The organism is Pseudomonas helmanticensis, assembly GCF_900182985.1.
Taxonomy (GTDB): Bacteria; Pseudomonadota; Gammaproteobacteria; order Pseudomonadales; family Pseudomonadaceae; genus Aquipseudomonas; species Aquipseudomonas helmanticensis.
Map to the genome: position 1 here is coordinate 613,073 of NZ_FXUY01000002.1, position 12,253 is coordinate 625,325.

General features: G+C 51.4%; 15 protein-coding genes. 7 read left to right on the top strand and 8 right to left on the bottom strand.

What is annotated here, in order from left to right:
* Window positions 1–91: 91 nt before the first annotated feature.
* Window positions 92–1,102, top strand: coding sequence for an SLAC1 family transporter (locus QOL84_RS25515; protein ID WP_283438998.1), 1,011 nt, complete (start codon window positions 92–94; stop codon window positions 1,100–1,102).
* A 72-nt stretch (window positions 1,103–1,174) separates the two neighbouring features.
* On the opposite strand, the gene QOL84_RS25520 is transcribed toward QOL84_RS25515, so the two are convergent.
* Both QOL84_RS25520 and QOL84_RS25525 read right to left on the bottom strand, forming a co-directional pair.
* A complete protein-coding gene (locus QOL84_RS25520) occupies window positions 1,175–1,618 on the bottom strand; it encodes a hypothetical protein (protein ID WP_283438999.1) in 444 nt (147 codons plus the stop codon).
* A gap of 36 nt (window positions 1,619–1,654) precedes the next feature.
* On the bottom strand, window positions 1,655–2,716 hold the full coding sequence (locus tag QOL84_RS25525; protein WP_283439000.1) for a hypothetical protein: 1,062 nt from the start codon (window positions 2,714–2,716) through the stop codon (window positions 1,655–1,657).
* A 26-nt stretch (window positions 2,717–2,742) separates the two neighbouring features.
* On the opposite strand from QOL84_RS25525, the gene QOL84_RS25530 reads away from it, so the two are divergent.
* Window positions 2,743–3,048, top strand: a complete 306-nt coding sequence (locus QOL84_RS25530) for a helix-turn-helix domain-containing protein (RefSeq protein ID WP_283439001.1) — start codon at window positions 2,743–2,745, stop codon at window positions 3,046–3,048.
* A gap of 127 nt (window positions 3,049–3,175) precedes the next feature.
* Here QOL84_RS25530 and QOL84_RS25535 read toward each other — a convergent pair whose 3' ends face one another.
* Complete coding sequence (locus QOL84_RS25535; protein WP_283439002.1) at window positions 3,176–3,994, bottom strand: AraC family transcriptional regulator; 819 nt, start codon at window positions 3,992–3,994, stop codon at window positions 3,176–3,178.
* A gap of 129 nt (window positions 3,995–4,123) precedes the next feature.
* Here QOL84_RS25535 and QOL84_RS25540 point away from each other — a divergent pair, with 129 nt between their 5' ends.
* The 3 genes from QOL84_RS25540 (at window position 4,124) to QOL84_RS25550 (ending at window position 5,723) form a co-directional block, all read left to right on the top strand.
* Window positions 4,124–4,642 (top strand): carboxymuconolactone decarboxylase family protein, encoded by a 519-nt coding sequence (locus tag QOL84_RS25540; RefSeq protein WP_283439003.1) that lies wholly within the window; start codon window positions 4,124–4,126, stop codon window positions 4,640–4,642.
* A gap of 26 nt (window positions 4,643–4,668) precedes the next feature.
* Window positions 4,669–4,920 (top strand): glutaredoxin 3, encoded by a 252-nt coding sequence (gene grxC / locus QOL84_RS25545; protein ID WP_283439004.1) that lies wholly within the window; start codon window positions 4,669–4,671, stop codon window positions 4,918–4,920.
* Window positions 4,921–5,273: 353 nt separating this feature from the next.
* Window positions 5,274–5,723, top strand: coding sequence for an antitoxin Xre/MbcA/ParS toxin-binding domain-containing protein (locus tag QOL84_RS25550; RefSeq protein WP_283439005.1), 450 nt, complete (start codon window positions 5,274–5,276; stop codon window positions 5,721–5,723).
* Window positions 5,724–6,013: 290 nt separating this feature from the next.
* Here the strand turns inward: QOL84_RS25550 and QOL84_RS25555 are convergent, their stop codons facing one another.
* Together QOL84_RS25555 and QOL84_RS25560 are read right to left on the bottom strand one after the other, a co-directional pair.
* Window positions 6,014–6,637, bottom strand: coding sequence for a hypothetical protein (locus QOL84_RS25555; RefSeq protein ID WP_283439006.1), 624 nt, complete (start codon window positions 6,635–6,637; stop codon window positions 6,014–6,016).
* Between the two features lie 115 nt (window positions 6,638–6,752).
* Window positions 6,753–7,436: an HAD hydrolase-like protein gene (locus QOL84_RS25560; protein ID WP_283439007.1), complete on the bottom strand. Its 684-nt coding sequence runs from the start codon at window positions 7,434–7,436 to the stop codon at window positions 6,753–6,755.
* 286 nt (window positions 7,437–7,722) lie between these two features.
* On the opposite strand from QOL84_RS25560, the gene QOL84_RS25565 reads away from it, so the two are divergent.
* Entirely contained in the window at window positions 7,723–8,553 is an 831-nt protein-coding gene (locus QOL84_RS25565; protein ID WP_283439008.1) for a hypothetical protein, read from the top strand.
* A gap of 60 nt (window positions 8,554–8,613) precedes the next feature.
* Here QOL84_RS25565 and QOL84_RS25570 read toward each other — a convergent pair whose 3' ends face one another.
* Window positions 8,614–9,747 (bottom strand): GPW/gp25 family protein, encoded by a 1,134-nt coding sequence (locus QOL84_RS25570; RefSeq protein WP_283439009.1) that lies wholly within the window; start codon window positions 9,745–9,747, stop codon window positions 8,614–8,616.
* 398 nt (window positions 9,748–10,145) lie between these two features.
* Here QOL84_RS25570 and QOL84_RS25575 point away from each other — a divergent pair, with 398 nt between their 5' ends.
* Window positions 10,146–10,949, top strand: a complete 804-nt coding sequence (locus QOL84_RS25575) for a transglycosylase SLT domain-containing protein (RefSeq protein WP_283439010.1) — start codon at window positions 10,146–10,148, stop codon at window positions 10,947–10,949.
* A 193-nt stretch (window positions 10,950–11,142) separates the two neighbouring features.
* Here QOL84_RS25575 and QOL84_RS25580 read toward each other — a convergent pair whose 3' ends face one another.
* Together QOL84_RS25580 and QOL84_RS25585 are read right to left on the bottom strand one after the other, a co-directional pair.
* Window positions 11,143–11,409 carry a hypothetical protein gene (locus tag QOL84_RS25580; protein WP_283439011.1) on the bottom strand — a complete coding sequence of 89 codons (267 nt, stop codon included), beginning with the start codon at window positions 11,407–11,409 and terminating at the stop codon, window positions 11,143–11,145.
* A 144-nt stretch (window positions 11,410–11,553) separates the two neighbouring features.
* Window positions 11,554–11,874 (bottom strand): helix-turn-helix domain-containing protein, encoded by a 321-nt coding sequence (locus QOL84_RS25585; protein WP_283439012.1) that lies wholly within the window; start codon window positions 11,872–11,874, stop codon window positions 11,554–11,556.
* Between the last annotated feature and the right edge of the window lie 379 nt (window positions 11,875–12,253).

Consider the following 12,253-nt stretch of genomic DNA (forward strand, 5'->3'; position numbering starts at 1 on the left):
TCCTCATACACTGAGGAAAACTACGAGGCTGAGTGTGTGGGATTGCTCGTACTGATGCGATTTCAAACAGCCGAAGCGAGCAGGTACGGTCATGAACACCGTCTCTATTCAGCGGAAACTTGATGTGAAAATTGGTGCGATGGGAAACCTACCAATGGCGCTATTTGGCGCCATCATGGGCCTTAGCGGTCTCTCTGTTGCCTGGCGTCTGGCTAGCGACAATATGAGTGCGCCGCATTGGATAGGCCAGTGCATTGGCTACATGGCTTTGCTGGTTTTCGCTGCAATGGCGGCGGGATATGCGATCAAAATCTGGAGCAGCGCCGGTGGTGCTCGCCGCGAGTTCACGTCACTTTTTTCCGGCGATTTGTTCGGCCCCTCCATGATCAGCCTGTTGCTGATTCCTCTCATAGTGGCTGATATCAATCTCGCTGTGGATCGTACCGTATGGGTACTTGGGGCAGTTGGGATTGCGGTTTTTGCGTGGATGATTCTGGGACGGTGGATGGAGATTCGACATCATGCAGAAAATATCACGCCCTCATGGCTCGTTCCCCTCATCGGGGGGATCAACGTGATCCTGGCCATCCCAGCGCCGCATGTGCACACGAACTACGGCTTTGTGATGTTCTGCATTACAACTGCCTTATTCTTCGTGGTTCCACTCATAACCCAGATCTTCCCTCAGAGAATGTTTCACGGGCGTATGCCTCAAAGATATCGACGCACCATTCTGCTCGTAGCCGTCCCATTTGTAGTGGGATTTTCGATTTGCCTAATGATCCTGGGTCACATTAATGAAGTAGCTGAAGCTCTCATTATTCTGATGCTTTTCCTTTTAGCAGTGATGCTGGGCCGCCTGTGGAACCTCATTAGTAGTTCTCCATTTAGCCTGTCATGGTGGGCTGTGAGCTTCCCCCTCGTGGCATCGTCAGCCGTCACCTTTCGCTACGCCGATCATGCTCATAACGTTTACACCGACGCCATCGCGATCTTCTTGCTAGGGTTCGCCTCCGTTGTAGTTTTCGGATTGCTCGTGCGCACACTGGTGAGCATCTGGCGTCATGAACTTCGCTTGGGGCAGTTGAAGGCGAAGATTTAGGTTAGAAAAACGGAGCTTGATCGACTTTGTCCAATCGCGCTCCGGTGAGCAGGGAAACGCACGAGGCAAAATTTATTTCTGACTGAAGACCTTCCTTGCTTTGAAGTGATCCTTCATCACGAAATAGGCGCCGCTCATGCCTACTCCCAGTAGTATTACTAGCGAAACCAGAATCGATCCCGTTGCCCGCGCTACTGCAACGAAAATCGGGCTCAGCAACAACGTGAAGCCAAGGCCAATCATCATCGTTTGCACGACTGGTAGTGCCTTATCCTTACAGACGACTTCACCGTCTTCCAATTGGGCAGAATACAGTACGTTCGCTCCGAACAGGCGGCGGACCAATGCCAGCTTGACCTTCCTTCCCACTACTAAAAACGACCTCATGTAGTCGTCGCATACAACGTTTTTTGCCCGAACGCCGTTGATCTTCACAAATGAAATGACGCGCTGTCCGTCCACAGATGAACCTAATCCGATTTCCTGGATGACGCCATCGAGAATTACGAGTGCCATAGCTGTACCGCCTTCAACGAAGACTTTTGATTGATATTAAATTTTCTTGGTGAAAATAATTTGGCCGGTGGCACCGTCCCTGAGATCGATGCGTTGTGGGCCAATGAGGACAAATCGTTGAGGGCCAAATTCACCAGCAAAGCGCTCACGCTCGATTGATTTCACGTACCCGTAGATATCGATTTTTATGGTTTCTCTCGAGGCTTCGATCTCACGAGCGAGGGCTTCATCAGGAATGTCCAGCAGGACGCTGGAACCACCTTGAAAGCCGATGTAATAGCTTGTCGGACCGGGGTTCAGGTAGCAGCGAAGTGGCCCTGCCCTCGACATAGAGGTGGCAGTACGCTTGTCCTCATCGGTGTACTCGACTTTGTCCGAGAAGAGACAGTTGTCGATACGGAAGCCCTTTGCTTCTGGATCGTAGGAACTTAGGGAAATCGGCGTCCAATCATCACCACTCAATTTCACTAAATTATTAGCTTTGGCCTTATCAGCCTCCTCGCCCACGAGGATGCCCAATTGCCCAGTGAGATCCCTCTTCTTGAACGAATCCTGTTCGGACTGTCTCGCGGACGCTAGCCGATAGAGTTCTGGATTTGTCTTACGAACATTGAACGCATCAGCGATTGAGTCAGCGATGTCTTCTGGAGTTTCCTTCCAATCGCGTTTGGCGTTGTAAATATTGAAAGCAGTCATGGGCTGCTTGGCGTCGAGATAGCGTGCTGGCTCGGCAATACCCGGATCCCGGAAGGTGACCACTCTGGGGGTGTTCTCTTCTGCGAGTTGCTGCATTACGGCCTGATCAGCTGTTTTGGTATCAACTGTGGTGGACTTTTCAGCTGCTGGTGCACCTTCTGCATCTCTGACCTTTGGCGGCTTATCCCCACCCCCGCAGCCTGCCAACAATACGCAAGCAATCAGCACAACAAGCGCACGAAGCCCGCGACTTACCACCAATGTGTGGCGCAAGAACATGAAGGATATCCCTATGAGTTTTTTCGGATAACGACAAATCAAGACCTTGAGCGCCACTGATTTGCCATCGCGGGCCAAAACTACCAAATTGGTAGTATTTAGGAAAGCGGCAAAACGCACCATGACGTACTGATTTTTTAGACGACGTTATGACCAGCAGCACGCTATCCATTCGGCTTAAGCAAGCGCGCTTACGTGCCAAGCTCTCGCAAGAAGAGCTTGGCATTCGAATTGGTCTGGAGCCGGCGTCCGCCAGTGCAAGGATGAATAGGTACGAACTTGGTAAACGCACTCCAGATCCGGAGTTGATTCAACGCGTGGCCACGGAATTGCGTTTGCCCGCGGCCTATTTCTACGCGTGTCAGGATGATGAGGCCGAGCTGCTGGAGCGATACCATGCGCTTAGCGCTGAAGCTAAAGCAGAGTTGATGGGGCTACTCCAAGGTTTGGAATGAGAAGCTCAACAGCGCGCACCCCGGCACGGCGCCACCAGATATTCAGAGTATCCGGCTCAACGCTTTTGGCCGATTTCATGTGCCAATCCATTCACTCCAAATGAAACGCGGTGCATTGGATTGCTAACTAGCTTTCATCTCTCCACTCTCGTGGGCTAATACCGGTTTTTCGACGAAAAGCGCGTGCAAGTGCCGACGGGCTTTCATATCCCACCTTTTCAGCAATCACTGCAATCGGCTTGCCCTCCCGCAGCAGCTTTTGCGCAAGACTGACCCGCCAGCTCACTAAGTAGTCGAATGGTGACTGCCCAACGATTCTTTTGAAGTGGTCTGCGAAGCTGGCCCGTGACATGTTCGCCGCTGCCGAAAGCTCGGCCAAACTCCAGGCGATAGCAGGCTCACTGTGCATGAGGTTTAAAGGGCGTGCCAGACGCGCATCCGCCAGTCCAGCCATCATTCCAGGCGGTTGATCACCGCTGGATAGAATGTGGCGAAGCAGCAAAATTACCAACAGCTCGAATAGCCGATCCATTACAGCCTCACGACCGCAGTTGCCATCGAAGGCTTCATCGAACAGCCATTCCAGTGTGCTGGACAGCGTCGGTATTTCATCCAGTTTCAGTATTAGGTAATCCGGCAATGCTGTGGCTAGAGCGTTGCCCGAACCCCCATTGAACTCGACCGACGCACAAACCAGTTGCGCGCCGGATCCTTCTTTGGCGGACATACGATGGCGGTACGGTCGGGGGAAGAAGATGAGAGTGGGTTCGGTAATGTGCAGCTCTTGGTCATCGGCCAGCTTGAGGTGAACCTCGCCGGCTTGCAGGAGGTGCATGTGCCCAACGGTTTGGCTCCCGTCAAAAGCCGTGATCCCGCAAAAAGCACCGCTGTGGAAGGTGCCAGCGTTCACACCAAAGTGTGTGAGCAATGTCGATAAACGATCCATTCTCGATCTCCTACACCGATTTGGACGATCAGTCTTCTATCTTGGACTTTTAGAATCCAATAGAACAGAAAAACCTCTAATATCGACTCCGTACAGCGCACAACGCGCTTCAATTATCGGAGTATCACCATGACTCGCATCGCCCCGCTCAATCTGGAAAACGCTACTGACGCTACCCGCCCAATGCTGGAAGGCGTTCAAAAGAAAATCGGTTTCCTGCCCAATGTATTTCGTGTACTGGCTCTCTCGCCTACCGTGCTGGGCCACTACATGCAAAGCTCGGCTTCCCTGAGCAAAACTTCCCTTACCGATCTGGAGAAGGAATCGGTTTTTCTCGCCACTTCGCAAGCCAACGGCTGCGATTATTGCCTGGCTGCACACACCCTGTTCGCCGGTAAAGCTGGATACAAAAATACTGAAATCCTTAGCGCCCGTGAAGGGAAGCTTGATGCCTTCGCACGTCTCGCAAAACAGATCACTGAAAGCCGTGGCCATCTGACCAACGAACAGATCGCCGAAGCACGCGCCGCCGGCATCACCGACGCCAAGATCATCGAGGTGATTGCGCACGTCGCCTCGCAGACCCTGACCAACTATCTCAACAACGTCGCATTGACTGATATCGACTTCCCGGCCATCGATGCCTGAGTAGGCGCTCTAGACGAGAACCAAGCATGAAAACTGTGACTCTATACACCACGCAGACGTGCCCTTACTGCCGTAACGCAAAACACTTGCTGGGCAGTAAGGGGGTGAGAATGAAAGAGATCGACATTCAGGCTAACCCTGGTAAGCGTGAAGAGATGGTCAAACGTAGTGGACGTCGCAGTGTGCCGCAGATCTTTATCGATGACACGTACATCGGTGGCTTTGACGACTTGGCCAAGCTCGATCGCCAAGGTGGGCTGATGTCGATGCTAGCCTGAAGTCAGGGGTTGGTTATCGAAGCTGAACATAGACAGGCGGTGAACCTCGCGAGGCTACCGCCAAATGTTCCACAGCGATCCTTTGTCTATGCCATCGTCGACTAGTCGATTGTTGTTTCGCTTCAACGAACACACCATATAACCACTGCGTGAGATTTTGTTTGCGCAGAGGAAGCTAAAATGTTGAAGGCATAGCTTTCTTCATTAGGCAAATATGGAGCTACAGCACCACACCAAATAATGTTGTAGCCTTCGTGCGGAATCGAAAAAATCGATGCCGTTCTTGGGCTTTTTTGGCGTTAAGGTGCATCAGTGGCTTTCGCTCCATGAAGGTACTTAGGATGGGGAAAACGATGAGCACAGTCACCGAGTCCGCTTTACTTGCCCCGACTCCCTCTGAACGTTTTTCCGATGCCCTAGCCCTTCGGCATGATCCGCGCGCTTGCGCAGCTCTTATTCATAACCAGCTTGACGTAAGCTTCTATGAAGGCCTGGCGATGTCCGTGAGCCTTTCAACCAAGAAGCTCTTTTCCTTGCTCGGCGTCTCCCCCGCTGTTCAACGTCGATGGAAAAAGACGCAGCAACTGACCATCGGCGAAAGCGATTACGCTTTCCGTCAAGCACTAGTCATAAGAGACGCTTTGGGGTTGTTTGCGGGTAATCGAGAAGCAGCGGTGGAATGGCTCACCCAGCCAAGCATCTCATTGAGTGGAGCAACGCCGGTCAGTCTACTTTCTACATTCGTAGGTATGAAAACCGTCGAGTCGCTGATCTGGAAAATTGAGCACGGCGTCTACCCATGACAGGTTCAGACGCGTACTTCTCCTACTCGCTCGCCAGCTGCAACCTCGCGCGCCTAATAGCGTTTGGCGTGAAAGTGCCAGTCCTATGCACCATGATTTGACCAGGTTGAGAGAATTCAGTAGGGTCCTTAGCTCCTCAACTGAGTGCTGGTAGTCGTCCGTCGCTGGGCCGAAAGGCGCCTGTCGGCCCTCAGCTCCCTTTCACGAAATCCCGCTTCGTCCTCGCGCGGACAATCTGCTCTGAGTGTTTCATTGGTTGCGCTGATGATTACTACGAACGGCTTGCCTTCTTAGTGGCTTCTTCGGTAAGCAGCCATTGCAACAAACACTACAGAAATGTCGTACATTACATCGCCACCTCTCGCTGTTTTATAGATATTACAGCGCATTTTTCCTTCTCCCACAGGAGGAATTACCTTAATGTCCCCTCCATCCCGTTTCTTAGTTTGGCTTAGGTTGGACGGCGCAGAAACAAGCTCTCCCGTCTCAATCTTGGCAATCACAAGATCCTTCGGTATCGTTACGAACGACATCTGCCTTGTTTGTTGGTACAAAGACCTGAGACCCTGGGCAATCAAACTCACACACATCTCATCCCACTGTGTCTTTAGCGCTTTGCCATCCCTGCTAGGCGGCCACCGCACAAAGTCTCCCTGAATAGTCGAAACTTCTTTCTTTAGCAAGTTTGCACCTTCTGATCGAAATTTAGGAGCATCAGCAGCGAAGACATAGGTAGCCGTCGAGGGAAAAGCTGAGGCCAATAAACGTGGATTGCTGTTGGCGAGACTCTGCTTTACATACGCCTCTGTATACCATCGGGCCTCAACCAACACTCTGTTTTTGTCGGTAGCCGCGTAGGCTCCATTGAGGACGGCCAAGGAAAAAACGGTTGTAGCAATCACGCCGAAGTTCATGTGAGATCCTTTCTGGCTTTGATCAACTTAGCCGGCAGATATTTATACGATCTGCCTGCAAGGAATACGGAGTGTGGTAAACCGACAAAGACGGAAGTCGATCATTAGCTGCTGCTCAGTGCCCATGCAAACCAACAAGGCTGAGGATATCTTTAAATTCTATGAGATTGATGGCTTCGCTATCGTCAGGCAGGGATCCATACCCCCAACTGGCAAAGGCAAAAGGGATTCCGTATCCGCGTGCGACTTCAAAATCGTTCCTATTGTCTCCGATCATTATCTTGGAAAGTTTTCCGTACTTGGCACGCTCTACCACCGCACCTAGGTGTCTGGGATCCGGCTTTTTAAAAGACACGGTATCGGCGCCACAGACGATATCAAAAAACCTTAATAGGCCGGTTTGCTTAAGGATATCGATGGCAATCGTTTCGTCTTTATTCGTACAGACAGACATTTTCCACCCCGCCTCCCTCAATGCGCTAAGGGTTTCAATCACCCCGTCATAGGGTTTTGTCATCGAGTGGTCAGCGTGTTCGTATCGGGAGACAAAGGTATTGATCGATTCTTCCATATTGTTGAGCCCTCGCGAAGCGAATGCTCGGCTAGCAAATGACCGCATTCCGTCGCCAAGGAACGATGAAGCCATTGCGACTGAAAGAGGCTCAAGATCCCTCTCGACAAGAATTGTGTTCAGTTGCACTGTCATGTCGCCCGCAGAATCGACAAGGGTGCCGTCCAGGTCAAAAATGATTGCGCCTGTCTCTACCGGGTGTGCAATTTTTAGGTCGTTTATCGACATGGGATTTTACTCGCGTTTTACTAGACTCTGAGCCGTTTGAGAGGGTTCCTGCTAAAGCTTCGTTTGCTGCGCACCAGCACATACACCGTATCGGATGTGGGGAGCTAGAGCATAGCGTCAATCACAAATTTGCCCGCCATTCCGTGGCCGTGAGACCGGATCACCAGTTTTTTTCGAACGCTTGGTTGAGGGAGAACCGACAACCATCACCCCGCTCCTCTCAGCTCTTGTGTTCTGAACTGTCTTCATGCACATTGTGCGCACAATGTGCGCGGAGTAGTGTGATATGACGTGGAATTTTAATTATCTCAGTGGGATCGCAAAGAATTCGGAGACGGGAAAGGCATTTCGAGTTGAACGCTCGATGCCTGAGGATCAAGTCAGCGTACGCACAGTCGACGGAGAACCCCATGGGCTTGAATCACTAGATCTGGAAGCTTTAACAAATCTCTGCGTCAGTGAATGCAACCGCTACGAGTTACAAGGTCTTATCCAGACCCTTTTCCAAAATGACTTTTCAAGAGCAGTTGTGGCACTAAACAAGGCAGATGGGCGCAAAGCGTCTGTACGAACGCTTCAGGCTTGGCTCATGCCATCAGGCAGGCAAAGCAGCAGACGTTGTCCAACGTGGGCTGTTTCCTACCTGAGGAACTACCGTGATACGCACGCAGAAGAGATCCGAACCCATCGTGAATTCAAAGAGAGCCAAGTTGGACTTAAGAGTCCGACACGCGTTGATAGGGTCTACAACGGCAGTGCGCTCATGGAAGTCGAGAGTCAGCTAGCGCATGAGGAGCGGTACCGCCAAGAGCTGAGATCTTGCAGTATTTCGACGCTTCCGGACTTGCTTGCGGACAAGCTATTAAAGATTGAAAGCAACTACGATCGCCTACTGTCGAATCATTTCGCTCTTCTCCGATCCATCAGAAGCGCGGAAAGTCTCGAGGATCTGAAAGCTAAATTTAGCGAGGAAGAAGACGATCTCAATAGATCCAACAATTTCTTGGCTAACGCGCGTCGAGCACTGCTGAGCAATTCCGAAGAGTTCGCGTCGGAGGATGGAACCTTGCCGGAAGATGCAAAATTCACGCAATGCATTAATCCCGGAAGCGGTTGATGGCTGGTAATTAACCCGTGTCGGGCCGCTAAGCAGAGAGCAAAACTGCCCGCCGTGGCCTCATATAACCCGGGGGATGAATAGCTTGATATCTCTAACCCAAGCTCCGATGCCTTCTACGTCCAAATGAAACCGGAAGGCAAACCATCCATCATCGCCTTCTGCGCTGATCTGGTCGACGCTTATCACTTTGCGCACGGCTTTGAGTGGCGTAGAGGATGCGTTTAAGCCCATCTGATCGGCGTACGGGATGGATGCCATGCGTATAGTTTCAAGCTTTATAAGCTTCGGCAACCATGGCGAACCTAGAAAGTCTGTTGAGTACTCTCGGATCCGGGTCCCGTAAGTAGGAGCGTAAAAAACTTCACCACGAATTGTGGATAGGCAGGTTTTTATTTTTTGCGGAAGAGCGTCTAAACCGCGCACTCGCGCCAGTTGGCCATTCAAAATGAAAAGATCATGCTCATCGTTCAAGGCTAAATCCATTGGAAGGCGATGAGCGTCGATTCGAGGGGTACTTCTCATTACGCCTACCTTGATCAATATTCCCCGATCGGATTTAGACCAGGCAGGCGGAGACGACAGCTCACGTCCATCACCGAGATCGTTTACAAGCACAAACTTGTCATATGAATCCAGATCTCCAAATTGATCGATATACCTAGTTAGCTGCCCTAATTCCCCAATTACAAAGTTATCCAACACAAACGTCCAAACGTTTTCTTCCACAGCGACCAGTTCCTCGACAAACACGATGTTAGGGCCTACGGCGATAAAATCAGTGCACTGCGGCGCTGATTTCATCTTTTCCATCTCTAACTTGATGGCGTCCTCGTGCTCCGCTTTCATTTGATGAAGCAGCGCAGTCGGATATGCCGCAGGGTTAACATCGATCAGACGACTATGGGTTTGGCAAAGCCAAATTCCGTTTTCTATACTCGCGCGCTGGTCATTTGTCATGTCAGGATTGTATCGTTGGCCACCAGGCGCAGCTGCCGCTATGTGAGCGGCTACCCCTATACTCACATGCTTATCTGACGCTTCATCGCTCGGCCCTGCGGTCGCCATGCCGCACTTAGAAAATGAGCACCGATAACCTGCTCTTAAAGCTAGGGCAGTCCTAGTTTTGGAAACAAAATCGTCTCGGTTTGACCTGTTTTTTTTGGGCTCAGCGCTGGGGGAAGCTACGGTCATTCCGTGATTTTCCTTTTAAATAGGCATGGGACATTCTGAAACTAGCCCGGATCCTTCGCGGTGGGCAAGAGGCAAGCGTTTGCCTCGCAGAGAGCATGACAAAAGTTGGAATAGCGGCTGTTGATTAGTCAGGCGAGTAAAATTTTGCACAGACGCTATGGGTCGGATGCGCATACCAAAACCGCTGATAGATATAGATCAAGATGAGGGATCGATTCTGGCCTGATGTTGCCCGTTTTAATAGGAACTCGCCCGTACGTCATCGCAAATTCCAAGCTAGCTTACAAGGCGTATAACTATCAGAGCACACGTGGGGCATACCAGTAATGGGCTCTCCAAAGGCAGTGTCTGGGTTGGCCCCCTAGGCGTGACCGACGCCTGCGGCGCGGAGCGATGTGATGAATTCCAAAGCATGGCAATGGTCGTACAATTACTTTCCTGGCTGCATCGGACTGGCCTTGCTGATCGGGCCGCTGAACGCTAGCGCCACGTTCAAATGCCAAGATAATAACGGTGTTATCAGCTACACCAGTCAAGCCATCGCCGGCGTCCGCTGCACTCGTGTGAGCAGCAAAGCTGGTGACAGTTTCGGTGAAAAGGGATTGATCCAGCCGGGCGTATTAAAGGACGCCGACCCAGGTGTTAAGCGAATTCGCTTGTATACCTTTATGCACAAGGGTGTTCGTCAATACGTGAGCCGGCGCCCCGAAGGTATTTCCGCGCGGGTCGATGTGATTGAGGTCAATCGCATCAGGGGCTGCTATCTGTGTACGGCGCCTGGTTTAAAAGTGGCTACGCTGCGCTTGGATACCCAATCCTATCGGCGAGAGATCGAAGCCGCTTCGGGTCTTTATGGTGTCGACAGGGCCCTTGTCCGAGCAGTAATCCACGCCGAATCCGCATTTCGACCCTACGCTATTTCCGAAGCAGGCGCACAAGGGCTAATGCAGTTGATGCCCGACACCGCCGCACGCTTCGCAGTAGACAATCCATTAGATGCAAGACAGAACATTCGTGGCGGCGTGCGATATCTAGCCTGGCTGCTTAAGCGCTTTAACGGCAACCAGACGTTGGCACTGGCGGGCTACAATGCCGGTGAAGCATCAGTGGTCGAGCACAACGGGGTGCCTCCATACCCCGAGACGAAGTCCTACGTAATCCTCGTGCAGTCGTTAACCGAACGCTATCGCAGCCGTCGCTAATATCGACCGTGCGGGAAGCACCCATCCCGAAAAGCTATGTATACATCAGTAATCAGGTTGATCGTGCTTCCCGCCCGGTCAGAGGGTGACGACATTTGTTGATGAGAACCCTACGCAGTCGTGGAGTGGATCAATCCAAACGGTGCCCAAGTGGAGTGCGGATTTGCTCGTCAGGTGACACCCAATCGAGTTCTCACTCCACTCGATCATCAGGCTCCATGGAGTTTTCCGACAAAGGAATTGCTCGTAATGTTTGCCGCATCATATGGCCATCCTCAACGCTCTGCATAAGGACCCGCAATTCGTCCTTTGATGCGTTTGAGATAATCTCGATTTCAACATCGGGAAATACTTTGTCAGCGAAAGCTCGAACAACCATTTCGAGTTTGGCGGCCTTGGCGGCCTCAATGAAAGTGTCCACGTCGTCCTGACATTCAGCCCGGCAAGAAAATACAGTCACGCAATGCTCCAGTTGTGATCGTCTGCGTACAGGCATCCAACGGGTCAATTCCCGTTGCTTGGACATTCCTCGTATAGGCACATTCTAGGCTCAGACTTAGCCGCACATCAGCGCCGGCTATTACTCTGCTGGGCTAAGGTCAGCTCACTCCGACTTTGGCTCGGAAATGGTGGCGGGGACCGGCTCAGAATATTCGTACGTCAGATCCTGTCTAATTTTATCCAAAAGACTTTCAAGGTCCATCTCTGGATTTTTTTGTAGATAACACTCGACGACGATGCTCACAGGATGCACACCCATAACAGCAGCTAAATCTTCGATCTTTGCCAGTCCCGGGCCTCTGCGGCCTTGCTCCAGGTGTGTCATGTAAGCGCGGCTCGTGGTGCCGAAGAATCTTTGTTGAGGCATATGGCGGAGCGTTCGCATTCCCTTTAACGCCGCCGCGAAAGCATCGTTCAGCTCCATTGATCACCCCTTGCAAAGGGAATGATAGAGCCATAAAATCAATTTTTTGGCGCCCTACAATTGTAGGGTCTGATAGATATTTTCGCAGATAATACTGCAAAAAATATCGCTGACAATTCGCCGGTCTTCAGATTATCGCTTCGGTAGTCGCAGAGAGATTTGAGATGTCAGTGGTTAGCGTTTCGTGATGCCGGAGCCCGCGAATATGGCTGTGCCAGTCGGAATGGCTGGCTTATCGCGCATTGGCGATTAACGAAGATGGCTTCGCTGGGAGCTGAGTCCTCACTGACGAGGACAGCGCGTAGTGATATTCCGATTCCTGTATGAGGTATTCCCTGTGAGTCCAGAACGCGAAGAGATGCTTTGCAAACCAAATCTA

Excerpts from the sequence above, each read along its gene's own strand:
- grxC (WP_283439004.1), top strand. The coding sequence starts at position 4,669 with ATGAAAACTGTGACTCTATACACCACGCAGACGTGCCCTTACTGCCGT.
- QOL84_RS25565 (WP_283439008.1), top strand. The coding sequence starts at position 7,723 with ATGACGTGGAATTTTAATTATCTCAGTGGGATCGCAAAGAATTCGGAG.
- QOL84_RS25540 (WP_283439003.1), top strand. The coding sequence starts at position 4,124 with ATGACTCGCATCGCCCCGCTCAATCTGGAAAACGCTACTGACGCTACC.
- QOL84_RS25520 (WP_283438999.1), bottom strand. The coding sequence starts at position 1,618 with ATGGCACTCGTAATTCTCGATGGCGTCATCCAGGAAATCGGATTAGGT.
- QOL84_RS25550 (WP_283439005.1), top strand. The coding sequence starts at position 5,274 with ATGAGCACAGTCACCGAGTCCGCTTTACTTGCCCCGACTCCCTCTGAA.
- QOL84_RS25555 (WP_283439006.1), bottom strand. The coding sequence starts at position 6,637 with ATGAACTTCGGCGTGATTGCTACAACCGTTTTTTCCTTGGCCGTCCTC.
- QOL84_RS25530 (WP_283439001.1), top strand. The coding sequence starts at position 2,743 with ATGACCAGCAGCACGCTATCCATTCGGCTTAAGCAAGCGCGCTTACGT.
- QOL84_RS25525 (WP_283439000.1), bottom strand. The coding sequence starts at position 2,716 with ATGGTGCGTTTTGCCGCTTTCCTAAATACTACCAATTTGGTAGTTTTG.
- QOL84_RS25560 (WP_283439007.1), bottom strand. The coding sequence starts at position 7,436 with ATGTCGATAAACGACCTAAAAATTGCACACCCGGTAGAGACAGGCGCA.
- QOL84_RS25585 (WP_283439012.1), bottom strand. The coding sequence starts at position 11,874 with ATGGAGCTGAACGATGCTTTCGCGGCGGCGTTAAAGGGAATGCGAACG.
- QOL84_RS25570 (WP_283439009.1), bottom strand. The coding sequence starts at position 9,747 with ATGACCGTAGCTTCCCCCAGCGCTGAGCCCAAAAAAAACAGGTCAAAC.
- QOL84_RS25515 (WP_283438998.1), top strand. The coding sequence starts at position 92 with ATGAACACCGTCTCTATTCAGCGGAAACTTGATGTGAAAATTGGTGCG.
- QOL84_RS25535 (WP_283439002.1), bottom strand. The coding sequence starts at position 3,994 with ATGGATCGTTTATCGACATTGCTCACACACTTTGGTGTGAACGCTGGC.
- QOL84_RS25575 (WP_283439010.1), top strand. The coding sequence starts at position 10,146 with ATGAATTCCAAAGCATGGCAATGGTCGTACAATTACTTTCCTGGCTGC.